Raw genomic sequence first — 22373 nt, 5'->3', positions numbered from 1 at the left:
ATCGATTCAATCACGACCGCCTCGGAGTACTGGATCGCCCGGTCAAGCCGGGCGATGACACCGTTGTTGTGGCGACGGCGCTTCGCGCCCCCTCACCATGAGGGTCAGAGACTTGATTTCCCCGCGCGTTCCCGCAAAGTCGCGCGTCATGACAAACATGCCTTTCTTCACCCGCGAGGGCGATACATTCCATCCGACGGAAGTCGCCAACGGCCCGTGGGATCCGAATTCGCTGCACGGACGCGTCGTCGTCGGCCTGCTCGGCTTCGCCATCGAGGAACGCCATTCCGGTCCTGAATTCGTGCCGGCGCGGCTCACCGTCGACATGTTCCGGCTTCCGACGATCGACAAGCCGATCGAAGTGACGACGCGGCTGGTGCGCGATGGAATGCGCATCCGCATGGTCGAGGCGGAATTCGTCTCCGGCGGTGTCAGCATGGCGCGCGCGTCCTGCCAGCTGCTGCGCAAAACGCAGAATCCAGATGGCAATGTCTGGTCGCCGCCGAACTGGGACGTGCCGAAGCCGTCAGACATTCCCAAGCCGACCGATCCCAGGCTCGGCATGAACGGCAAATGGACGACGCGGCCGATCGTCGGCCATATGGGCTCGCTCGGTCCGCGCCGGCTCTGGATGAGCGAGGTGCGCGAGCTCGTCGCCGGCGTGCCGATGACGCCGTTCGTGCATGTCGCTGTTGGTGCCGACTTCGCGAGCCCGTTTGCCAACGCCGGCGACAGGGGGCTCAGCTACATCAACAGCGACGTCACGATCTATCTGCACCGTTTGCCGGTGACGAACTGGATCGGCTTCGACGTGGTGAACCATCAGGCCACCGACGGCATCGCGATCGGCGAGTGCTGGCTCTACGACGAGCAGGGCCCGATCGGCACGGCGACGGTCGCCGCGCTGGCGCAGCGCAAGCCGATGGCGAATCCCTCGAAACGGTAGCTCTCCGTCGTCATTCCGTGGCGCGCGCCGGGAATGACGGATACGCCAGATGCCGCTTCATCTCCGGCCGCGCCTTGAGCTCCGCGCCCTGCTTGCCGACGATCTTCGCGATCCTTTCAGGCGCAAACTTCAAATCGACAAACGCCGGCGCGGTATTGGCGACCTCGTGATAGCTCACGATCTTGCCGTCCCGCAGCGTCATGATCGCGACGCCCTCGAACATCGCCCGCGCGCCGTTTGCTTCCGGCAAGGTCGAGCGATAGCTGAAGGTGTAGCGCGCATAGAGCGTGGTGCCGTTGGTGACAGGATCATGCATGTCCCAGCGAAAGTCGGTCGCCGTGCAATAGAACCAGTCATCGATCATCGCGGCGATCTTCTCGCGGCCTGCGAACGCGCCGTAGAAGACGTCGTGATAGATGCCGTCCTCGGTAAAGAGATCGGCAAAAGCTTTGCCGTTGCGTTGCTCGACGGCATCGCAGAAGGCGCGCAACATCGCGGCGGTGGTCATCGGATTGCCTCCCGGTGCTTGTTGTTGTGCCCTCGCCCCTTGTGGGAGAGGGCAGCTCCGCTCGTTGACACGCATTCGCTTGGGTGAGGGGTTCTCTCCGCGGAGAGAACCCCTCATCCGGCGCTCCGCGCCACCTTCCCCCACAAGGGGGGAAGGAAGAAAAGGAACTTCACCCGATCTCGGCCACTGCGGCAAGAATGCGCGCGATATCCTGCGGGCGGGAGAGGCGGTGATCGCCGTCCTGGATCAGGGTCAGCACGACGTCGTCGGCCGGCAGACGGTGCGTCAGCGCGAACGCGTGCTGCCAGGGCACATCGGGGTCCTGCGCGCCTTGCAGGATGCGGACGGGGCAGCCGAGATCGATGGCGCTGCCGAGCACGAGATGGTTGCGGCCCTCCTCGATCAGGTGGCGCGTGATCGGATAGGGCGCGCCATCGCCATATTCGGACGGCCGCAGCCAGACGCCCTTGGTCTCGATCTCGTGCTTCACCTCGGCCGGAAAATTCTTCCACATCAGCTCCTCGGTGAAGTCGGGCGCCGGCGCAATCAGCACGAGGCCGGCGAGCGACGCTTTGCCGGCTCGTTTCTTGATCTCGCGCGCGAGCAGCAGCGCCATCCAGCCGCCCATGGAGGAGCCGATCAGGATCTGCGGGCCGTCGCAGAACCGCTCGAACACGGAGACACTCTCCTCCAGCCAGCGCCCGATGGTTCCGTCGGCGAAATCGCCGCCGGATTCGCCGTGGCCGGAATAGTCGAACCGGACCGCGGCGCGGCCGTGGTCGCTGGCCCAGGCATCCAGCGCCATGGCCTTGCTGCCCTGCATGTCCGATTTGAACCCGCCGAGCCAGACGAGGCCGGGGCCCTGTCCGGCACGGCGGCGTACCGCAATCCTGCGCGCGGACGGGCCCGCGCCCACATCGATGAAGTCGAGCACGGTATCGGGAATAGCATTGGTCATGGAACGTTTACTCTGGCTGTGCGGTTTGAGCTGTCTGGGCGCGTTCCCTGGCGCAGCCGGACAGCGGTATTGGCCCTTTGGGACGCTTGCGGAACGGAGGCAAGGTGTCTATGTCGGTCAGCGTGCCCCGGGGCGTGACCAAAATGCCTCGCATTTGAGGGTTTTTCGCCTCGCGTACACGCGACTTGCTTGCCGGCAAACGCATCTTCCTTCAAGATAGCCGCTTCTTTCACAACTTTGGAGAACCACCCATTCGCCGTCCTAATAAAGCTCCGCCCGCTGCCAGCAAAGACGGGCCGCGCATCAATGATGATATTCGCAATGCGCAGATCCAGCTGATCGATCAGACCGGTGACAACAAGGGCACGGTCGAGACCGTCCTCGCCATCAAGATGGCCCAGGAAGCGGGCATGGATCTGGTCGAGATTTCGCCGAATGTCAGCCCTCCCGTCTGCAAGATCATGGACTACGGGAAGTATAAGTATTCGGCACAGAAGAAAGCCGCGGAAGCCCGCAAGCGGCAGAAGACCGTCGAGATCAAGGAGATCAAGCTCCGCCCGATGATCGACGATCATGATTACGACGTGAAGATGCGCGCGATGCAGCGGTTCTTCGAAGAGGGCGACAAGGTCAAGATCACGCTGCGCTATCGCGGCCGCGAAATGGCGCACCAGGAGATCGGCACCAAGCTTCTGGACAAGATCAAGACGGACGTCGCCGAGCTCGCCAAGGTCGAGCAGGACGCGCGGTTCGAAGGCCGTCAGGTCGTCATGGTGCTGGCGCCGCGCTGACGCCAGTTATTCAGGATTGAGAGTTAACGGCCCGTCCGGATCTCCGGCGGGCCGTTTTGTTTTGATGGCTCTCACTCCAGGCGCCTAGCTCCGCGTCGCCTGCCAGGTGCCGCTACAGCGGTCGCCGGAGATGATGCCGCGCCACGAGCCGGCGCCGTTCACACCCGCGAGCCGGCCGCCGCCACTGGCATGGGACGCGCCGACCGAGACATAAACCGCCACAGCGCCGGAGCGCTGCACCCTGCCCGAGACCCGACCTCCGCCGGCGGACGAGACATTGCTGCCCCTTACAGTGAAGGGGACGCTGTAGCCCGAGCTGCAATCGCCGCGGGTGGTGGCGAAGGTGACGTTCCAGATGCCGTCATAGCCGCCGCCGCGCGCATCGGCGGCGGACGGCAGCGCGGCGGCGGCGAGCACGGCAAGCAGCGCCAGGCGGTACGGCCGGACAAATTGCGGGACAAATTGCGGGACAAATTGCGAGAAAGGGGCCATTTTGGTCCTGCCTCCGGGCAACCCGGCTTGGACATGAGGGGTGACAACTCCGGATAGTCGGCGGGCGGCTTCCGGCGGTTCATCGTTGCCAATTGGCTCCCGCTCTGGCATAAGCCCAGCCTTCATCGCCCGGCTGATTAAGGGCTGCCGTGGCGGTGTTTCGTGCGGGTTTCGCGCTTGTTCGCAGAAACCTGAGCACAATCAACGCTCTAACGAGCATTTTTGACGGCCAGCCGCCTTCGCGGGCGGTTTTCTGTGGCCATTAGGAGAGCCAAATGCCCAAGCTGAAGACCAAATCGGGCGCCAAAAAGCGCTTCAAGGTGACTGCCACCGGCAAAGTGATGTTCGCCCATCGCGGCAAGCGTCACGGCATGATCAAGCGGACGAAGAAGCAGATCCGTCAGCTCCGCGGTACCGCTGTGCTGTTCAAGACCGACGGCGACAACGTCAAGAAGTACTTCTTGCCGAACGCCTGATCGCGTCCACGATCACTGCCACCTCGGCCGCGCCTCGCGCGGCGATCCTAAACCTAAGTCATCTCTGAAGGATTTTTGTCATGTCTCGCGTCAAACGCGGTGTGACCGCCCACGCCAAGCACAAGAAAGTCTACAAGGCCGCCAAGGGTTTCTACGGCCGCCGCAAGAACACCATCCGCGCCGCCAAGCCGGCCGTCGAGAAGGCCCAGCAGTACGCCTTCCGCGACCGCAAGCGCAAGAAGCGGACGTTCCGCGCGCTCTGGATCCAGCGCATCAACGCCGCCGTCCGTCCGTTCGGCCTGACCTACAGCCGGTTTATCGACGGCATGGCCAAGTCCGGCATCACCGTGGACCGCAAGGTGCTGTCGGATCTCGCGATCAGCGAGCCCGCGGCGTTCCAGGCGATCGCCGAGAAGGCCAAAGCCGCGCTTGCCGCCTAAGAGGCTGCGCTCGCCGCCTAACGGCTAGCGGGCCTTCTGGCCCGCAGCCTTCAGTGCGCGTTGCGAGTAACGCCGGGCGACCTCCGCCCGGCAAAAAGCTGCGAACGAGAGATACATGGTGCCGGATTTATTCCGGTACTTGAGGTCACATGCGCGCATCTCGCGTTTGTAGGCCCGCTGTTGCGCCGTGTTGAGGCCGGGCATGAAGTCCGCCTCGCATTTCTTCTCGACGGCGGCGCCGAGCTGGACATCGCCGCTCGCGGTCAACTGGCAATCCTGAAACAGCTTCATCGCGCTTTCGCAGCTCTTCTGGGCGCTGATGGCTTCAGCGACCTCGTCCAGCGTCATGGATTTGTCCATGCAGACCATGGCGTGCGCCGGCGTCCCGGCGACGGATATGACGACGGCCAGGATGGCCAGGCAGGATCTTGCGAGCATCACGGACGTCTCCTCGTATCGCCTTGGTGCCGGGCCCCCGCGCGAGGTTCAACCCAGCCGTTCGGAAGGCCGAAATGACCGGCTTTTCGCTTGACGTTACGCCCTTCTGGCGGCGACAACCCAGCCGAATTTAGCAGCAAGGATTTGACTGTGTCCGACCTCGCAACGCTCGAAACATCCATCCTCGACCAGATCGCCGCCGCCGGCGACGAAGCCGCCCTCGAAGCGGTGCGCGTCGCGGCCCTCGGCAAGAAGGGTTCGATCTCGGCACTGCTTGCCACGCTCGGCAAGATGTCGCCCGACGAGCGCAAGACGCAAGGTGCGGCGATCAACCAGGCCAAGGACAAGGTCACCGAGGCGCTCGCCGCACGGCGCGACGTTTTGAAATCGGCAGCGCTCGATGCACGGCTCGCCTCCGAAACCGTCGATGTCACCCTGCCGCTGCGCGACGCGCCGGCGGAGGCCGGCCGCATCCATCCGCTGAGCCAGGTCTGGGACGAGCTGACCACGATCTTCGCCGACATGGGATTCTCGGTCGCCGAAGGTCCCGATATCGAGACCGACGACTACAACTTCACCAAGCTGAATTTCCCGGAAGGCCATCCGGCGCGCGAGATGCACGACACCTTCTTCTTCCATCCGAAAGAAGACGGCTCGCGCATGCTGCTGCGGACCCACACCTCGCCGGTGCAGGTGCGCACCATGCTGAGCCAGAAGCCGCCGATCCGCGTGATCTGCCCGGGCCGCACCTACCGCATCGATTCGGACGCGACCCACACGCCGCAATTCCACCAGGTCGAAGGCCTCGTCATCGACAAGCACTCGCATCTCGGCCACCTCAAATGGATCCTGCACGAGTTCTGCAAGGCGTTCTTCGAGGTCGACCACATCAACATGCGCTTCCGCCCGTCGTTCTTCCCGTTCACCGAGCCGTCGCTGGAAGTCGACATCCAGTGCCGCCGCGACAAGGGCGAGATCCGCTTCGGCGAGGGCGAGGACTGGCTCGAGATTCTCGGCTGCGGCATGGTGCACCCGAACGTCCTGCGCGCCTGCGGCATCGATCCCGACGAGTACCAGGGCTTTGCCTGGGGCATGGGCATCGACCGCATCGCCATGCTGAAATACGGCATCGCCGATCTGCGCCAGCTGTTCGACAGCGACGTCCGCTGGCTGTCCCATTACGGCTTCAAGCCGCTGGAAGTGCCGACTCTCGCGGGAGGATTGAGCACGTGAACCCGAGCGCCGTCCCGGAGCAATATCGCGGCCTGCGGTCGTTCGCCTTCGGCGACGGACCGGCTCTGGCCGACGAGTTGCTCGATCTCGTGATCCGGGGCGTCAAGACAGCGACATGCAGCACCGAGGACGAGCCCAACACCTCGACCCCGGGCGAACGCTGGATCGTGCTCGACGGACGCGGACAGCCACGCTGCATCATCGAATCGACCGAGGTGAGCTATCGCCGCTTCGGCGAGGTCGATGCGGCCTTTGCCTTCGACGAAGGCGAAGGCGATCGCAGTCTCGACTACTGGCGCAACGCGCATCGCAACTATTTCGGTCGGCAAGGCAAGTTTCGCGAAGACATGATGCTCATGTGCGAACGCTTTCGCCTGATCGAGGTTTTCTAGGAACGCCACCATGAAATTCACTCTCTCCTGGCTGAAAGACCATCTCGAGACCGACGAGCCGCTGGACAAGCTTGCCGACAAGCTCACCATGATCGGGCTCGAGGTCGAGAACATCGAGGACAAGGCGAAGGCGCTGAAGCCGTTCACCATTGCGAAGGTGATCTCGGCCGAGCAGCACCCGAATGCAGATCGCCTGCGCGTCTGCATGGTGGACACCGGCGACGGGGCTGCGCCCGTGCAGGTCGTGTGCGGCGCGCCGAATGCGCGCGCGGGTCTGGTCAGCGTGTTCTCACCGCCCGGCACCTACATCCCCGGCAAGGACATCACGCTCGGCGTCGGTACCATTCGCGGCGTCGAGAGCCGCGGCATGCTGTGCTCGGCGGCCGAGCTGCAGATCTCCAACGACCATGACGGCATCATGGAGTTGCCGGCGGACGCGCCTGTTGGCGCTGCTTACGCCGCATGGGCCGGCCTCGGCGATCCCGTGGTCGAGATCAATCTGACGCCGAACCGGCAGGACTGCACCGGCGTGCACGGCATCGCGCGCGATCTCGCCGCCGCCGACATGGGCAAGTTCAAGGACCCCACCATCAAGCAGATCAAGGGCGAATTCCCCTGCCCGGTGAAGGTCACGGTCGAGGACGCGACGCTGTGTCCGGGCTTTGCGCTGCGCCTCGTGCGCGGGGTGAAGAACGGGCCGTCGCCGGAATGGCTGCAGAAGCGGCTGACCGCGATCGGTTTGCGTCCGATCAACGCGCTGGTCGACATCACCAACTTCATGACCTACGACCGCGCGCGCCCGCTGCACGTGTTCGACGCCAGGAAGGTGAAGGGCAATCTCGTCGTGCGCCGCGCCCGCGACGGCGAGACGCTGCTCGCGCTCGACGGCCGCACCTACAATCTCGATCCCGCGACTTGCGTGATCGCGGACGAGCACGGCGTCGAATCGCTCGCCGGCATCATGGGCGGCGAGGCCTCCGGCTGCGACGATGATACCACCGACGTGCTGATCGAATCGGCGCTGTGGAACGAGATCAACATCGCCCAGACCGGCCGCAAGCTCGGCATCAACTCGGACGCGCGCTACCGCTTCGAGCGCGGCGTCGATCCGGCCTTCATGGTGCCGGGGCTGGAGCTCGCGACGAAACTCGTGATGGAGATGTGCGGCGGCACGCCGTCCGAGACCGTCGTGGTCGGCAAGGCCTTTGGCGACGACCGCGTGATCGATTTCCCGGTGACGGAAGTGAAGCGTCTCTCCGGCATCGAGGTGCCGCAAGCAGAGATGAAGCGCATCCTGAGCCATCTCGGCTTCATGATGGCGGGCCCCGGCCCGGTCGTGAAGGTCGCGGTGCCGTCCTGGCGCTCCGACGTGCACGGGAAGGCCGACATCGTCGAGGAGATCGTCCGCATCTTCGGCGTCGACAAGGTGCCGATGACGCCCTTCGAGCGCGGCGATGACGCGCGCAAACCGGTGCTGACGCCGCTCCAGCTCCGCACCCGCCGCGCGCGGCGTGCGCTCGCGAGCCGCGGCATCATCGAAGCGGTGACGTGGTCGTTCATCACCAAGTCTGCGGCAAAACTGTTCGGCGGCGGCCAGCGCGAACTCGAAGTGGCCAACCCGATCGCGTCTGATCTCTCCGACATGCGCCCGACCCTGCTGGCCGGCCTGATCGCGGCCGCGCAGGCCAATGCCGATCGCGGCTTCGGCGACGTCGCGCTGTTCGAGGTCGGTCAGATCTTCAAGGGCGATCGCCCGCAGGATCAGTTCATCGCGGCGAGCGGCGTGCGGCGCGGCTTTGCCTCGTCCGAAGGGCTCGGCCGGCATTGGTCGGGCTCGGCGCAGGCCGACGTGTTCGACGCCAAGGCCGATGCGCTGGCGGTGTTGGCTGCTGCCGGCGCGCCGATGCAGGCGCTGCAGATCGTCGCCGGTGGTCCCGACTGGCTGCATCCGGGCCGTTCCGGCACGATCCAGATCGGGCCGCAGAACGTGCTCGGCACCTTCGGCGAGATGCATCCGCGCGCGCTCGAAGCGCTCGGCGCCGACGGCCCGCTGATGGTATTCGAGGTGATCCTCGACCGCATCCCCGAAGCCAAGAGGAAGCCCACTCGCGCCAAGCCCGTGATCGAGCTGTCGGCTTTCCAGCCGGTGTCGCGTGACTTCGCCTTCATCGTCGATCGCGCCGTGAAGGCCGGCGATATCGTCCGCGCCGCGCAAGGCGTCGACAAGAAGCTGATCACAGCCGTCAACGTGTTCGACGTCTACGAGGGCAAGGGCATCGACGACGGCAAGAAGTCGGTCGCGGTCGCGGTCACGCTCCAGCCGCGCGAGAAGACCTTGACCGACCAGGAGATCGAGGCCGTCGCGGCGAAGATCGTGGCGGAGGTGACGAAGAAGACCGGCGGCACGTTGAGAGCATGATGCCGAAAAGTGTGAAGCGGTTTTCGGACAACATCATGCTCGAGAAATAAAGCATGACCCTTGCGGACTTCCTCCCAAAGGACGTCAGCCCCACCATTGCGATGGCGCTCTGCGCCGTCGCTTTCGTTTCAGGCACCGCGCGCGGCTTTTCCGGCTTCGGCTCGGCGCTGATCTTCATGCCGCTGGCGAGCAGCTTCGCTGCGCCGCGGCTCGTTGCGGCCCTGCTTCTCGTGATCGACTTCGTCGCCGCGGCGCCGCTGCTGCCCGATGCCTGGCGCAAGGCCGATCGCAAGGCCACGGCCGTGATCGTGCTGGGCGCGCTGATCGGCGTGCCGATCGGCACCTATTTCCTCAGTGTGCTCGAGCCCGTCACCACGCGCTGGATCATCTCCTGCTTCGTCGCAGCGCTCTTGCTTCTGCTGCTGTCGGGCTGGCGCTATCGCGGCAAGGACCACACCTGGCTCTCGGTCGGCATCGGTAGCCTCTCGGGCTTCTGCAGCGGGCTGGCGCAGACCGGCGGGCCGCCGATCGTCGGCTATTGGCTCGGCCGACCCATCGCGCCGATCGTCGCACGCGCCAATATCCTGCTGTTCTTCGGCGCCTCGGACTTCTTCTCGATGGTCAGCTACGCGACGACAGGCCTGATCAGCCGCGAGTCGCTGGTGCTGTCGCTGGTCGTCGGCCCGGTCTATGCCATCGGCGTCGCATTCGGCGCCTCGCTGTTCGGCCGCGCCAGCGAAAAGGTGTTTCGCGGCATCTGCTACGCGCTGATCGCGATGGCCGTGATTTTCGGGCTGCCGGCGCTGGACGGGGTTTTGCGGTAACGTCGTCCCGGCGAAGGCCGGGACCCATAATCCCGGTCAGTTCTGATTGCGCGAACTGCAAACTCCAAGTCTTCACCAAACCACATCCTGTGGTTATGGGTCCCGGCCTTCGCCGGGACGACTGGAGAGACCTATTGCGGCCTTGCCCGCCGCCGCTTGGTCGATTGCGTCGGCACATCGGCCGGCTCGTCCTTGAGCGCACCGATCTTGCGCAGCGCTGCGTCAGCGGCGCGCTCGCCGCTTTCCCAGGCGCCGTCGACCGTGCCCCACAGCGTCTCGTGGGTGGCTTCGCCGGCGAGGAACAGATTGCCGATCGGCTCGGTCAGGATTTTTCGCGAGAGCTGGCCGCCGGGTGACGATGCCGACATCGCACCCATCACGAAGGGCGAGGCGTTCCAGCGCGTCGCGCTGGTCTTCTGCACGGTGGCTGCGGCCTCGCTGCCGAACAGTTTTGCGATCCATTCCTTCGCGAAGGCCCCCATCGCCTTCTCGCCTTGCTCCGACAGATCGCGGCCGAACGCGCCGCCGACGTCGATCGAGCACAGCGAGGATCCCCCGATATTGGCGAACATCAGCGCCGTGCGCGTCGAATTGCTCTGCTCGATCAGGATGTCGTCGCGCGCAAGACCAAGCGGATTGCCCGGCAGTTGCAGCACGATGTGATCGTAACTGCCGAGGGTGAGCTTTGACGCGGCGTCAAGCGTTCGCTTGGGGATATCGGGCCCGAACTTGATCGCGCCCGACGTCAGCACGTTGGTCGATACGGTGACGATAGCGGCGCGCGCTGCGATCCTGCCTCCTTGCGTCTCCACGCTGACGTCGCGATTGCTCCAGGTGATGCGGCTCGCCGGCGTCGACAGCGCGACCGGCGCCGGCTCGCCGAGCTTCGTGATGAGCGTACCCAGCCCCTGGCGGCAGGCGATCGCGGCATTGCGGTCCTGTGCCCGCGCCTTGTCGATCGCCGACAACTCCTTCAGGTCCTTGCCGGCAAAACTCGCGCCCAGCATGAATTCGGCCGCGCCGGCCCAGTCGCCGAGATCCTTCGGCAGCACGGAAGCGCAGGAGGTATCGAGCTTGCCACGCGCGGCCTCGTCGATGGCGCGGTTGGCGCGCACCAGCGCCGCCAAAAATTCCTCGGTCTCGCCGGCGCGCGCGTTGCGGCGACCGATGCGCATCTTCTGACCCGACGGCGCCGGCAGCACGTCGAGCCCGGCGCTGCGCGCCAGCCGGATCATCGGATTGGTCTCGGGATTGTGCATCCAGCGTGCGCCGCGGTCGAACGGCACGTCGAAGGTGGTGCTGTCCGTGATGCAGCGGCCGCCGATTTGCGATGCCGCTTCGACCACCACGACCTTGCGATTGGCCGCCATGATGCGCCGCGCTGCGGCAATTCCGGCTACCCCGGCACCGATCACGACGATGTCAGCCTCGCGCGGCAGGGGTGCGGCAGTTGCGCGCAGAACCGGTATCGCCGCAAAGGCCGCGGACGCGACAAGGAAACCGCGGCGCGTGATTGTCATGTCATGGTTTCCGGAGACTTGCGGCGAACGGGAACAGCCAGCGAACCTTGCCGTATCTCATGTTGCACGGCAACCATCATGGTGAATCAATCGTGCTTGATCTCACAGACTGATGAACCGAATTGCAACACGTTTCGACCATGATAGAGAAGGGAAAAAAAGCGACCGGAAAAGGCCGCGGGGGAGTTCGACATGGGGACGGTCCTAGATTCTGTCGGCAAGCTCATTGCCGCGTACCTCTCGAAGGAGGTGCCGGGCTATGAGCCGTTCACGCCAAGCGACCCCGAGCACTTGCGCGGCGTCATCGAGCCCGGCGACGTGCTGCTGGTCGAGGGCAACAACCGCATCTCCGGCATCATCAAATACCTGACGCAGTCGACCTGGTCGCATGCCGCGCTCTATGTCGGCCCTGTCGAGGGCGCGGAAGAGCCCGATGGTGAGCCGCATGTGCTGATCGAGGCCAATATCGGCGAAGGCGTCACCTCGGCGGCGCTGTCGAAATACTTCCCCTACCACACCCGCGTCTGCCGCCCGGTCGGGCTGTCCTATGAGGACCGCACCACGGTCTGCCGCTATGCGATCAACCGCATCGGCTTCGGCTACGACACCAAGAATATCGTCGACCTGATGCGCTTCCTGTTCCCGCTGCCGATACCGCAGCGCTGGCGGCGCCGCATGATCGCGATCGGCTCGGGCGATCCGACCAAGATCATCTGTTCGGCACTGATCGCGCAGGCGTTCGACGCGGTGCGCTATCCGATCCTGCCCAAGATCACCAAGGCCGGCAGCCGCGCCGCGCGGCGTGAGATCCTGCACATCCGCGATTCCTCGCTCTACATGCCCCGCGACTTCGACATCTCACCCTATTTCGAAGTCGTCAAACCCACCATCGTGCACGGATTCGACTACACCGCCCTGCACTGGGCCGACAAGCAAAAGCCGCTCGAGGAGGTAGCGGGCACATTCAGTGTGTTTCCAGAAACGTTCCGTGCGCCGCCGCTCGTTCCTGAAGCGGCTGACGAAGAGGCGCCGGCTGAGGTTTCGGCTGCGCAAATGATGCGTGAGGCGGCTGCGGAGATGGACGCCACCTTCTCCGAGCATTTCGTGCTGCTGAACGAACTTGCAATGTACCGTGCGCGGAGACGCGGAGACGCGTGCGAGGTCGCGGCCTGATGTCGTCCTGGCGAAAGCCAGGACCCATACCGCGTGATCTCTCGGTCCTAGTCGGCGCAGTACCGACTACCAATCTTCGCCAAACCACTCCTTGGGGTAATGGGTCCTGGCTTTCGCCAGGACGACCCGGGTGACTCTACCGCTCCGCCCGTCCGATCACCGCCATCAGCTCCGCGATCTTGGCGCGCTGGTCGGCCTTGTCGCCGCTCGTGATGGCGTGCTCGACGCAATGGGCGACGTGGTCCTTCAGGACCTCCTCCTCGACCCGGCGCAGCGCGGCGCGCACCGCCGAGATCTGCGTCACGATGTCGATGCAGTAGCGGTCTTCCTCTACCATTTTCGACAGGCCGCGAACCTGACCCTCGATCCGGCCGAGCCGTTTTCCGACAGATGCCTTGATGTCCTTGCGCATGCGCTCTATATACCCCTACCGGGTATGGGTTGCAAGACCCGGGCATGAAGCCGGAGCATGGCAATGAACGACGCCGAACACGGACATCATCACGACGCGGACGCTCACACCGGATGCGGCTGTTCGAGCAAGGCCGCGGCGCCGGCTCCGAAACCTGCAGCCTCATGCTGCGGCGGACACGGCGATCACGCAGGCCACGCCCATCATCACGCCCATGACCATGGCAACGCCGCAACGACGGTGCGCGATCCCGTCTGCGGCATGACGGTCGACCCCGCGACGTCCAAGCACCGGTTCGAGCATCACGGCGAGACCTTCCATTTCTGCTCGGCCGGATGCCGGACCAAGTTCGCGGCCGATCCCGCCAAATATCTCGCCAAGGAAAAGTCCCCCGAGCCGGAGCTGCCCGCCGGTACGATCTACACCTGCCCGATGCATCCGCAGATCCGCCAGGTCGGTCCCGGCAGCTGCCCGATCTGCGGCATGGCGCTGGAGCCGGAAGTGGCGAGCCTGGAGACCGGCCCCAATCCCGAGCTTGCCGACATGACGCGGCGATTCTGGATCGGCGGCGCGCTGGCGCTGCCGCCGGTGGTGCTCGAGATGGGCGGCCATCTCGCAGGTCCGCACAACTGGATCGATGCAACGCTGTCGAACTGGATCCAGCTCGTTTTCGCGACCCCCGTGGTGCTGTGGGCCGGCTGGCCGTTCTTCGTCCGCGGCTGGCAGTCGCTGCTGACGCGCAACCTCAACATGTTCACGCTGATCGCGATGGGCACCGGTGTCGCTTATGTCTACAGCCTGTTCGGCACGATCGCGCCGCAGATTTTTCCTGCGACCTTCCGTGGCCATGAAGGTGCGGTCGCCGTCTATTTCGAGGCCGCCGCGGTCATCACCGTACTGGTGCTGCTCGGCCAGGTGCTGGAGCTGCGTGCCCGCGATGCGACATCAGGGGCGATCAAGGCGCTGCTGCAGCTCGCGCCGAAGACGGCGCGTCGCGTCGCGCCTGACGGCAGCGAGCACGAGGTCGAGATCGACGCGCTCCATGCCGGCGACCGCTTGCGCGTTCGTCCGGGCGAGAAGGTCCCGGTCGACGGCGTCATCCTGGAGGGGCGCTCCTCGCTCGACGAATCCCTCGTGACGGGCGAGTCCATGCCGGTCACAAAGGAAACCGGCGCAAAGGTCATCGCCGGCACGCTGAACCAGTCCGGCAGCTTCATCATGCGCGCCGACAAGGTCGGGCGAGAGACGCTGCTGTCGCAGATCGTGCAGATGGTCGCGGACGCGCAGCGCTCGCGCGCGCCGATCCAGCGCCTGGCCGACCAGGTCGCCGGCTGGTTCGTCCCCGCCGTCATCGTCGTCGCTCTCGCCGCCTTTGCCGCCTGGGCCTGGTTCGGGCCGGAGCCGCGGCTCGCCTTCGGCCTCGTTGCCGCCGTCAGCGTGCTGATCATCGCCTGCCCCTGCGCGCTGGGTCTCGCGACCCCGATGTCCATCATGGTCGGCGTCGGCCGCGGCGCGCAGGCGGGCGTCCTGATCAAGAACGCGGAATCGCTGGAGCGGATGGAGAAGATCGACACGCTCGTGGTCGACAAAACCGGCACGCTGACCGAGGGCAAGCCCAAGGTGGTCGCGATCGTGCCGGCGGCCGGCTTTGCCGAGGATGACATCCTCCGCATTGCGGCCAGCGTCGAGCGCGCCAGCGAGCATCCGCTCGCCGACGCCATCATGCGTGCGGCCAAGGAGAAGCAGCTCACACTCGGCCAGGTCGAGCAGTTCGATTCGCCGACGGGCAAGGGCGCGACCGGCAAGGTCGACGGCAAGACCATCGTGCTCGGCAATGCCCGATATCTGTCATCGATCGGGATCGACACCGGGACACTCGACACCGAAGCCGAACGCCTGCGCGGCGATGGCGCAACGGTGATCAACATGGCCGTCGATGGCGCGCTTGCCGGCCTGTTCGCGATCGCCGATCCGGTCAAGGCCTCGACGCCCGAGGCGCTGAAGGCGCTTGCGGCCGAGGGCATCAAGGTCATCATGCTGACAGGTGACAACCGCACCACGGCGGAAGCGGTGGCGCGCCGGCTCGGCATCGCCGAGGTCGAGGCCGAGGTGCTGCCGGATCAGAAGAGCGCGGTGGTGACGAGGCTGCAAAAGGCCGGCCGCAGCGTCGCGATGGCCGGTGACGGCGTCAACGACGCACCGGCGTTGGCGGCGGCCGAAGTCGGTATCGCCATGGGCACCGGCACTGATGTGGCGATGGAGAGCGCCGGCGTGACACTGCTCAAGGGCGACCTCACCGGCATCGTACGCGCGCGAAAGCTGTCGCAGGCGACCATGAGCAACATCCGCCAGAATCTGTTTTTCGCCTTCATCTACAACGCCGCCGGCATCCCGATCGCGGCCGGGATTCTCTATCCCACCTTCGGCGTGCTGCTCTCTCCGATCATCGCGGCGGCCGCGATGGCGCTGTCCTCGGTGAGCGTGGTCGGCAACGCGTTGCGGCTGAGGGCGACGCGGCTGTAAGGTGAAAGCGCGCTCTCTCGCCCCGTTCGCGGGAAGAGGCTACAAAGGCGTCGTAGCCCGGATGGTGCGAGGGAGCATTTGATGCAGCGGATTACGATCACGATCGAGGACGATCTCCTGGCGGAGATCGATGCGGCGGCAGAAGCCCGCGGCTACCAGAATCGCTCCGAGATCATCCGCGACCTCGCGCGCGCCGGGCTGCAGCAATCCGCCGAGGACACCGCGCAGACCGGCCAATGCGTCGCCGGCCTCGTCTATGTCTACGATCACGCCGCCCGCGATCTGTCAAAACGCCTGGTGCAGGAATTCCACGGCCATCACGACCTCGCGCTGGCGACCCTGCACGTCCATCTCGACGACAACAACTGCATGGAGATGACGGCGCTGAAGGGCGCGGCGGACGAGGTCAAGCATTTCGCCGACCACATCATCGCCGAACGCGGCGTGCGCTACGGACGTGTGGTGATGATTCCGACGGGGGAAGGGAAACAGGCGAAGGCGCGGAAGCACGGGCACCGGCACGAGTAGGCTGGGGGCTTGCGTGCCCCGGACGCAGCGCGGCGCGTCATTTCACGCCGCGCCGCGTCCGGGACACGGTCGCCACCTGGGCAGCACCCGCCCTTGCCGAAGCCGCATTGGGTGTCTACCTCTCGCGGGTGGTTTCGTGAGAGGGTCCCCCATGCTGGATGCCGCCGTGAAGGCGCTGTCGCAAATGATCTCGCCGCCGATGCGCTCGATCCTGTGGCGATCGATCGGGCTTGCGCTCGTGCTCATCACCGTGCTCGCAATCGGCTTGCAGCGGCTGCTGAGCTGGTTTGCGACCTATGGCGAGGTCTGGCTGGAAGGTCTGCTCGGTCCCGGCTGGCACACATCGCTCGAGGTCCTGGCCTGGATCGTCTCGATCGCGGCAGGCCTGGGCGTCGTGTTCGGAGCCGTGTTCCTGATGCCGGCGATCACCTCGCTGGTGGCGAGCCTGTTCGTCGACGACGTCGCCGACCATGTCGAGCGCGAACACTATCCCGCCGAACGCCCGGGCGTTGCGCTGCCTTTCAGCCAGGCGATCTACGAAGGCGTCAAGACCGCATTGCTGACCATCCTGGTCTATCTGGTTGCGCTGCCCTTCGTGTTGCTGGCGGGCGCCGGTTTCCTGATCTTCTTCCTCGCCACGGCATGGCTGCTGGGACGCGAATATTTCGAGCTCGCCGCAATGCGCTTCCGCTCGCCGGAGGAAGCCAAGGCGATGCGGCGCGACAATGCCGCGACCATCTTCGCAGCCGGCCTGATCATCGCGGTCTTCGTCTCGATCCCGATCGTCAATTTGGCGACGCCGATCTTCGGCATGGCCTTCATGGTCCACATGCACAAGCGGCTATCAGGCCCGCGCCCCGAGCTGATCGAGCCGGCGCGGCAGATGCGGTGACGGTCTCCACCTCTCCCCGTCGGGGAGAGGTCGGATTGCGCAGCAATCCGGGTGAGGGGCCGCGACATTCGGTGAGACTGTAACCCCTCACCCGGATCGCATCTTGCGATGCGACCCGACCTCTCCCTTCGGGAGAGGTGGACGGAGTTCGCGGCTTATACCGAGATACCCGAAACTCACCGGGCGCTACGCGACCCGCACTCCGCATTTCCTGAGCAGCATCCTGGCGAAGCCGAACGGCGCCGGCGTGAACGGGCCGGGCGGCGCCCGGGTGACCAGCGCGACGACACCGAGCGCGGCCATCGCCAGCCAGAAGCAGAGCCAGAAGCCGTCGATATAGGCGAGCACATTGGCCTCGCGCTGGACCAGGCTTGCGAGCGTTCCCACCGCGCGCGCCTGCGCCAGACCGGCGCCATGGGCGGCGAAATGGTCGGCGAGCTGCTTCAGCATCCGCACCACATCGACATCGCCCACGCTGAGGTTCTGACCGAGATAGAAGGAGTGGACCTGCTCGCGGACGCGCAGCCAGGTTCCCATCAGCGCGACGCCGATCTCGGCACCGCCGAGCCGCATGATCTGGATATAGGCGGCGAAGGAGGTGGCGCGACTCGGATCGGAGTTCGACAGCAGCGTGATGATGAGCGGCAGCAGGGTCAGCGACTGCCCGATCGCCTGGAGCAGCACGATGCCGACAAAATCCTCGCGGGCCCAGTCGTGGGTGAGCTGGGTGCCCCAGAGATTGGCCGCGGCAAAGCAGGCAAATCCCACGACCAGCACCGCCCGCGTATCGAAATGCCGCAGCAACCAGATCGAGATCGGCACCAGCACGAACATCGGCAGCGCGCCACAGGTAAGCAGCAAGAGGCCGCTCTGCTCGGGCCTGAGCAGGCCGATGGCGGCGAGGAAATTCGGCACCAGCGAGGCGTTGGACAGGCTGGTCAGCGTGTAGAGCAGGATCAGGACCAGCCCCAATCCGATATTGCGCGAGAACAGCACGTTCACATGCGCCCAGGGCTGGCGCACCAGCGACTCGTTGATGAGAAAACCCGCAAACAGCGCCGCGCCGGCGGCGAGCAGCGCCATCACCGTGCCGGAGCCCAGCCAGTCCAGCCGATTGCCCTGGTCGAGGCCAGCATAGATCATCGAGACCGAGGCGCCGAGCAGCAGCATGCCGCCCCAATCGGCCTCGCGCAGCAGCGCGCGGTTCACCGGCTCGCGCGGCGTGCCCAGATAGACCATCAGGCCCATCAGCGGCGCGATCAATACGCTCTGCCAGTACAGCCATTGCCAGCCGAGATGGTCGACATAGAAGCCGACCAGCGAGCTCGAGGTGTCCAGCGCAAAGCCGACGCGAATCGAATAGATCGAGATCGCCGGCAGCCACCAGCGGATCGGCAGATTGCGGAACACGATCATCAGCGTCGCCGGCACGAAGGTGCCGAGCAGGAGGCCGTGCACGACACTGAGCGTGAGCAGCGTCGGATAATCGTGCACGAAGGGGATGATCAGCGACACGGCGGCGTAGACGAGGCTGGGGATTCCGAGCACGCGCCTGAGCCCGAACACCGTCGCGAGCCACGCCACAGCGGGCGCGATGAATATCTGCGAACCGATGCCGGCGGTGGAGAGCCAGGCGCCCTCGTCGAATGTCAGCGAAAACGCGCCGCGCAGGTCGGGCAGTCCGACCGTGGTGAGACGGCTGTCGAAATTGGCGAGAAAGGAGCCGAGCAGCACCGCCGCCACGGCGAACAGCGGCTGCGGCGCAACGCCACCGCGCGAGCGTGGTCCGCGATCGGAATCGTCATTTCCCGCCATTCGCGCCCACGGTGTTGATGCTGGTGACGACCGACATGCCGGGCACGAGCCGCGCCGTGAGCTGCTGGTTGTCGTCGAGCTGAATCCGCACGGGAATGCGCTGCACCACCTTGGTGAAATTGCCGGTCGCATTGTCCGGCGGCAGCAGCGCGACCTGTGCACCCGTCGCCGGCGCGATGCGCTCGACCCGGCCGCGCAGCTTCTCGCGCGGAAAACTGTCGACGGTGATCTCGACCGGCTGGCCCGGTGCGACGTGCGTGAGCTGGGTCTCCTTGTAGTTCGCGATCACATAGACCTTCGGCAGCGGCACCACGTTGATGAGGTTGGTGCCGACATTGACGTAGTCGCCGGGCTGCACCTGGCGCTCGCCGACGACACCGTCGAACGGCGCAGAGATCCTGGTGTAGCCGAGTTTCAGCTTCGCGCTCGCCAGCGTCGCCCTGGTCGCTTCGAGATCGGCGGCGCGCTGCTTCCTGGTGCCTTGCAGGACCTCGAGCTGGTGCTGCTGCGCGGCGATCACGGCACGGCTGGCGCGCACGTCGGCCTGCGCCTTGGCGTAAGCAGCTACCGCCTGCTCGAATCGTTGCCGGGTGCCGGACTCGGTCTGCGACAGCGATTGCTGACGCTCCTGCTCCTGCCGCGCCTCGACCTCCATGGCTTCGGCCGACAGCCGTGCGGCTTGGGCCTGCGCAATCGTCGCATATTGCAGCTCGACCTGGTTGGCGAGATTGTCGAGCACGGCCTGGGCGGCGGCGACGGAAGCTTCGGCCTGCGCGACCTGCGCCTCGTAATCGGCGGGGTCGATCTGGATCAGGAGGTCGCCGGCCTTGACGCGCTGGAAGTCGGTGACGGCGACGGTCAGCACTTCGCCGGAGACGCGGCTCGCAAGCCGCGTCAGCTCGGAACGCAGATAGGCGTCATTGGTGGTCTGGATCACGGCATTGCCGACCCATTCGTCGAAACGCAGCGTCGCCAGCGCGACGAAGGCCAGCGCGACGATCACGGCGAACAACGGGATCGCGAAGCGACTCCACAGCGAGCTCGCCGGCCGTTGCGTCGGCTTGGGCGGCGGGGTCGGTGCTGCGGCGGCAGGTGGGGACGAAACTTGTTCCTGTTGACTCACGACATGACCCCAAAATCGCCTTCACTCTTGCCACCGTCTTTCCGGAGCGATGCGCAGCATCGAACCCGGAACAACGGTTACTGCCGCCTCACACCGTCTTCTCCGGCCATCGGCAGAGATCGTTGATCAGGCACACCTCGCAGCGCGGCTTGCGCGCGAGGCAAGTATAGCGGCCGTGCAGGATCAGCCAATGATGGGCATGCAACATGAACTCGGCCGGGATCACCTTTTCGAGACCGAGCTCGACTTCCAGCGGCGTCTTGCCGGGCGCGAGCCCGGTGCGGTTGCCGACGCGGAAGACATGCGTGTCCACCGCCATGGTGTGCTCGCCAAAGGCCATGTTGAGCACCACGTTGGCGGTCTTGCGCCCGGCGCCGGGCAGCGACTCGATCTCGGCCCGCGTGCGCGGCACCTCGCCGCCGAAATCGCTGAGCACCTTGGCCGACAGCGCGATCACGTTCTTCGCCTTGGTGCGATAGAGCCCGATGGTCTTGATGTACTCGCGCAGGCGCTCCTCGCCGAGGTCGAGCATTTTCTGCGGGGTGTCGGCGACCTCGAACAAGGCGCGCGTCGCCTTGTTGACGCCGGCGTCGGTCGCCTGCGCCGACAGCACCACGGCGACCAGCAGCGTGAACGGATTGACGTGCTCGAGCTCGCCTTTCGGCTCCGGATTGGCCTTGCGGAAACGGCTGAAGACCTCGTGGATCTCGGCCGGGGTCCAAGGTTTGATGGCCTTGAGGGATTTCTTCGCCGGTGCCTTCGGCTTCGCCACGGCCGTCCTTGCTTCTTTCTTCGGCAGGGCCGCTTTGCGCGGGACCGGCTTGCGGGTGATTTTCGCCATGATCGGGATATACTGAGGGACGATGAGCACAGGCAACGAAATTGAGCGCCGGGAGTCTGGTCAGGGCTCTGCGGATCCGGGCGAAGCTCGGATCTTCTCGGCGCGGCTGACGCCGCACCGCTCGCTGAACCGCACCGGCTTCCTCGCCGTGATGCTGTTCCTGAGCGTCGTCAGCTTCGTTACCGGCCTCGTCTTCCTGATGATGGGGGCATGGCCGGTGTTCGGCTTCTTCGGCCTCGACGTGCTGGTGATCTGGTGGGCCTTCAAGGTCAATTTTCGCGCGGCGCGGGCCAGTGAGGAGATCGTGGTCACGCCATCGGAACTGCGGGTGCGGCGCGTCAGCCATCGCGGCCAGGTCGCCGAATGGACGTTCAATCCGCTCTGGGTGCGGCTCGATCTGGAGGTCGACGAGGATTTTGGCCTCGAGCACCTCTACCTGATCTCGCGCGGCCGCCGGCTCCAGCTCGCCGGCTTTTTGGGGCCAGAGGAAAAGACAAGTTTTTACAATGGCTTGGTTGAGGCATTAAACGCCGCCAAGCGGGGACCGACGTTCAATCCCGTGCGCTGATGCCACGTCGGAAATCGGGTGGTTTCGTACCGCCCCCTCTCCTACATTTCCGGTCATGATGACACTCGCCATACATGATCAACGCCTGACCAAGCCGGGCCCCCAGAACGCCGCGCTGCGCGACTATGATTCGGTGCGCAGGGCGATCGCCTTCATCTCGGAGAACTGGCGCGCGCAGCCGACCATCGAGGCGATGGCGGAGGCGGCCGGCGTCACGCCCGATGAGCTGCACCATCTGTTCCGCCGCTGGGCCTCGATTACCCCGAAGGCCTTCATGCAGGCTTTGACGCTCGACCACGCCAAGGGCCTGCTGCGGGATTCCGCGAGCGTGCTCGACGCCGCGCTCGACTCCGGCCTGTCGGGGCCGGGCCGGCTGCACGATCTCTTCGTCACCCATGAAGCGATGTCGCCGGGTGAATGGAAGAACGGCGGCGCCGGCCTCACCTTGCGCTACGGCTTCCATCCCTCGCCGTTCGGCACGGCGATCGTGATCGCGACCGATCGCGGATTGTCGGGCCTTGCCTTCGCCGACCCTGGCGAAGAGCAGGTCGCGCTCGCCGACATGACGCGGCGCTGGCGGAACGCGACCTACGTCGAAGACCACGAAGGCACCGCGCCGCTGGCACAGCGCATCTTCGACACCAAGCTGTGGCGACCCGACCAGCCGCTCCGCGTGGTGATGATCGGCACCGATTTCGAGGTGCGGGTGTGGGAGACGCTGCTGAAGATCCCGATGGGCCGCGCGGTGTCCTATTCCGACATCGCCTGCAACATCGACAGCCCGAAGGCCTCACGCGCCGTCGGCGCCGCGGTCGGCAAGAACCCGGTCTCGTTCGTCGTGCCCTGCCACCGCGCACTCGGCAAGAGCGGCACGCTCACCGGCTACCACTGGGGCATCACCCGCAAGCAGGCGATGCTGGGCTGGGAGGCGGGAAAGCTGGGGATGCAGTAGGTCTCGCCCCCCTCAATGTCGTCCCGGCGAAGGCCCTAGGGCATGCACATATCTCTAAGGCTCCATCCGGCTGAGAGGGCATGGAAGTATTGGAGACCATTGCTGAAGG

At 65.5% G+C, this 22373-nt stretch carries 23 protein-coding genes; 14 read left to right on the top strand and 9 right to left on the bottom strand.

The genetic code is table 11. From position 1 onward, the window contains the following. Positions 1–148 precede the first annotated feature (148 nt). Positions 149–946 carry an acyl-CoA thioesterase domain-containing protein gene (locus tag AC1RUR_RS18625; protein ID WP_492846539.1) on the top strand — a complete coding sequence of 266 codons (798 nt, stop codon included), beginning with the start codon at positions 149–151 and terminating at the stop codon, positions 944–946. 10 nt (positions 947–956) lie between these two features. Here the strand turns inward: AC1RUR_RS18625 and AC1RUR_RS18620 are convergent, their stop codons facing one another. Next, on the bottom strand, positions 957–1454 hold the full coding sequence (locus tag AC1RUR_RS18620) for a nuclear transport factor 2 family protein (RefSeq protein WP_492846537.1): 498 nt from the start codon (positions 1452–1454) through the stop codon (positions 957–959). Positions 1455–1623: 169 nt separating this feature from the next. Continuing rightward, on the bottom strand, positions 1624–2412 hold the full coding sequence (locus AC1RUR_RS18615) for an alpha/beta hydrolase (RefSeq protein ID WP_492846535.1): 789 nt from the start codon (positions 2410–2412) through the stop codon (positions 1624–1626). A 251-nt stretch (positions 2413–2663) separates the two neighbouring features. Here AC1RUR_RS18615 and infC point away from each other — a divergent pair, with 251 nt between their 5' ends. Beyond that, positions 2664–3203, top strand: coding sequence for a translation initiation factor IF-3 (gene infC / locus AC1RUR_RS18610; protein WP_085969949.1), 540 nt, complete (start codon positions 2664–2666; stop codon positions 3201–3203). 84 nt (positions 3204–3287) lie between these two features. Here the strand turns inward: infC and AC1RUR_RS18605 are convergent, their stop codons facing one another. Further along, positions 3288–3695 (bottom strand): hypothetical protein, encoded by a 408-nt coding sequence (locus tag AC1RUR_RS18605; protein ID WP_492846533.1) that lies wholly within the window; start codon positions 3693–3695, stop codon positions 3288–3290. 275 nt (positions 3696–3970) lie between these two features. On the opposite strand from AC1RUR_RS18605, the gene rpmI reads away from it, so the two are divergent. Next, on the top strand, positions 3971–4171 hold the full coding sequence (gene rpmI, locus AC1RUR_RS18600; RefSeq protein WP_008143958.1) for a 50S ribosomal protein L35: 201 nt from the start codon (positions 3971–3973) through the stop codon (positions 4169–4171). Positions 4172–4251: 80 nt separating this feature from the next. Further along, a complete protein-coding gene (gene rplT / locus AC1RUR_RS18595) occupies positions 4252–4611 on the top strand; it encodes a 50S ribosomal protein L20 (protein ID WP_027561620.1) in 360 nt (119 codons plus the stop codon). Positions 4612–4635: 24 nt separating this feature from the next. Here rplT and AC1RUR_RS18590 read toward each other — a convergent pair whose 3' ends face one another. After that, positions 4636–5049, bottom strand: coding sequence for a hypothetical protein (locus AC1RUR_RS18590; protein ID WP_492846964.1), 414 nt, complete (start codon positions 5047–5049; stop codon positions 4636–4638). Between the two features lie 150 nt (positions 5050–5199). On the opposite strand from AC1RUR_RS18590, the gene pheS reads away from it, so the two are divergent. The 4 genes from pheS to AC1RUR_RS18570 are packed head-to-tail and all read left to right on the top strand — an operon-like array spanning position 5200 to position 9917. Continuing rightward, positions 5200–6282 (top strand): phenylalanine--tRNA ligase subunit alpha, encoded by a 1083-nt coding sequence (pheS, locus tag AC1RUR_RS18585; protein ID WP_492846530.1) that lies wholly within the window; start codon positions 5200–5202, stop codon positions 6280–6282. Further along, positions 6279–6674, top strand: coding sequence for an ASCH domain-containing protein (locus AC1RUR_RS18580; RefSeq protein ID WP_492846528.1), 396 nt, complete (start codon positions 6279–6281; stop codon positions 6672–6674). Before pheS ends, AC1RUR_RS18580 begins: the two co-directional genes overlap by 4 nt. 10 nt (positions 6675–6684) lie before the next feature. Beyond that, a complete protein-coding gene (gene pheT, locus AC1RUR_RS18575) occupies positions 6685–9093 on the top strand; it encodes a phenylalanine--tRNA ligase subunit beta (protein WP_492846526.1) in 2409 nt (802 codons plus the stop codon). 53 nt (positions 9094–9146) lie between these two features. After that, positions 9147–9917 carry a sulfite exporter TauE/SafE family protein gene (locus AC1RUR_RS18570; protein ID WP_492846524.1) on the top strand — a complete coding sequence of 257 codons (771 nt, stop codon included), beginning with the start codon at positions 9147–9149 and terminating at the stop codon, positions 9915–9917. 131 nt (positions 9918–10048) lie between these two features. Here AC1RUR_RS18570 and AC1RUR_RS18565 read toward each other — a convergent pair whose 3' ends face one another. After that, the gene (locus AC1RUR_RS18565) at positions 10049–11437 is read right to left on the bottom strand and encodes a flavin monoamine oxidase family protein (RefSeq protein ID WP_492846522.1); all 1389 of its coding nucleotides are present in this window, start codon (positions 11435–11437) and stop codon (positions 10049–10051) included. A 192-nt stretch (positions 11438–11629) separates the two neighbouring features. Here AC1RUR_RS18565 and AC1RUR_RS18560 point away from each other — a divergent pair, with 192 nt between their 5' ends. Further along, positions 11630–12610: a YiiX/YebB-like N1pC/P60 family cysteine hydrolase gene (locus AC1RUR_RS18560; protein WP_492846520.1), complete on the top strand. Its 981-nt coding sequence runs from the start codon at positions 11630–11632 to the stop codon at positions 12608–12610. A gap of 136 nt (positions 12611–12746) precedes the next feature. Here the strand turns inward: AC1RUR_RS18560 and AC1RUR_RS18555 are convergent, their stop codons facing one another. Beyond that, positions 12747–13022 carry a metal-sensitive transcriptional regulator gene (locus AC1RUR_RS18555; protein WP_028172468.1) on the bottom strand — a complete coding sequence of 92 codons (276 nt, stop codon included), beginning with the start codon at positions 13020–13022 and terminating at the stop codon, positions 12747–12749. 63 nt (positions 13023–13085) lie between these two features. Here AC1RUR_RS18555 and AC1RUR_RS18550 point away from each other — a divergent pair, with 63 nt between their 5' ends. From AC1RUR_RS18550 to AC1RUR_RS18540, 3 genes are all read left to right on the top strand, one after another. Further along, positions 13086–15545, top strand: a complete 2460-nt coding sequence (locus AC1RUR_RS18550) for a heavy metal translocating P-type ATPase (protein ID WP_492846517.1) — start codon at positions 13086–13088, stop codon at positions 15543–15545. Positions 15546–15626: 81 nt separating this feature from the next. After that, the gene (nikR, locus tag AC1RUR_RS18545; protein WP_492846515.1) at positions 15627–16073 is read left to right on the top strand and encodes a nickel-responsive transcriptional regulator NikR; all 447 of its coding nucleotides are present in this window, start codon (positions 15627–15629) and stop codon (positions 16071–16073) included. Between the two features lie 151 nt (positions 16074–16224). Next, positions 16225–16965 carry a sulfate transporter family protein gene (locus AC1RUR_RS18540; protein WP_492846513.1) on the top strand — a complete coding sequence of 247 codons (741 nt, stop codon included), beginning with the start codon at positions 16225–16227 and terminating at the stop codon, positions 16963–16965. 186 nt (positions 16966–17151) lie between these two features. Here the strand turns inward: AC1RUR_RS18540 and AC1RUR_RS18535 are convergent, their stop codons facing one another. The 3 genes from AC1RUR_RS18535 to nth form a co-directional block, all read right to left on the bottom strand. Next, on the bottom strand, positions 17152–18780 hold the full coding sequence (locus tag AC1RUR_RS18535; RefSeq protein ID WP_492846511.1) for an MFS transporter: 1629 nt from the start codon (positions 18778–18780) through the stop codon (positions 17152–17154). Beyond that, on the bottom strand, positions 18767–19903 hold the full coding sequence (locus AC1RUR_RS18530) for an HlyD family secretion protein (RefSeq protein WP_492846509.1): 1137 nt from the start codon (positions 19901–19903) through the stop codon (positions 18767–18769). The genes AC1RUR_RS18535 and AC1RUR_RS18530 overlap by 14 nt, the downstream gene beginning before the upstream one ends. A gap of 88 nt (positions 19904–19991) precedes the next feature. After that, on the bottom strand, positions 19992–20744 hold the full coding sequence (nth, locus tag AC1RUR_RS18525; RefSeq protein WP_492846507.1) for an endonuclease III: 753 nt from the start codon (positions 20742–20744) through the stop codon (positions 19992–19994). Between the two features lie 22 nt (positions 20745–20766). Here nth and AC1RUR_RS18520 point away from each other — a divergent pair, with 22 nt between their 5' ends. Together AC1RUR_RS18520 and AC1RUR_RS18515 are read left to right on the top strand one after the other, a co-directional pair. Beyond that, positions 20767–21312 carry a DUF2244 domain-containing protein gene (locus AC1RUR_RS18520; RefSeq protein ID WP_492846505.1) on the top strand — a complete coding sequence of 182 codons (546 nt, stop codon included), beginning with the start codon at positions 20767–20769 and terminating at the stop codon, positions 21310–21312. Between the two features lie 55 nt (positions 21313–21367). Continuing rightward, positions 21368–22264, top strand: coding sequence for a methylated-DNA--[protein]-cysteine S-methyltransferase (locus AC1RUR_RS18515; protein WP_492846503.1), 897 nt, complete (start codon positions 21368–21370; stop codon positions 22262–22264). Positions 22265–22373 lie beyond the last annotated feature (109 nt).

Source organism: Bradyrhizobium sp. GW821-FHT12B03 (genome assembly GCF_058807535.1).
The sequence above is the reverse complement of the archived record's forward strand: the minus strand, read 5'-3'. Positions and strand labels throughout refer to the sequence as shown.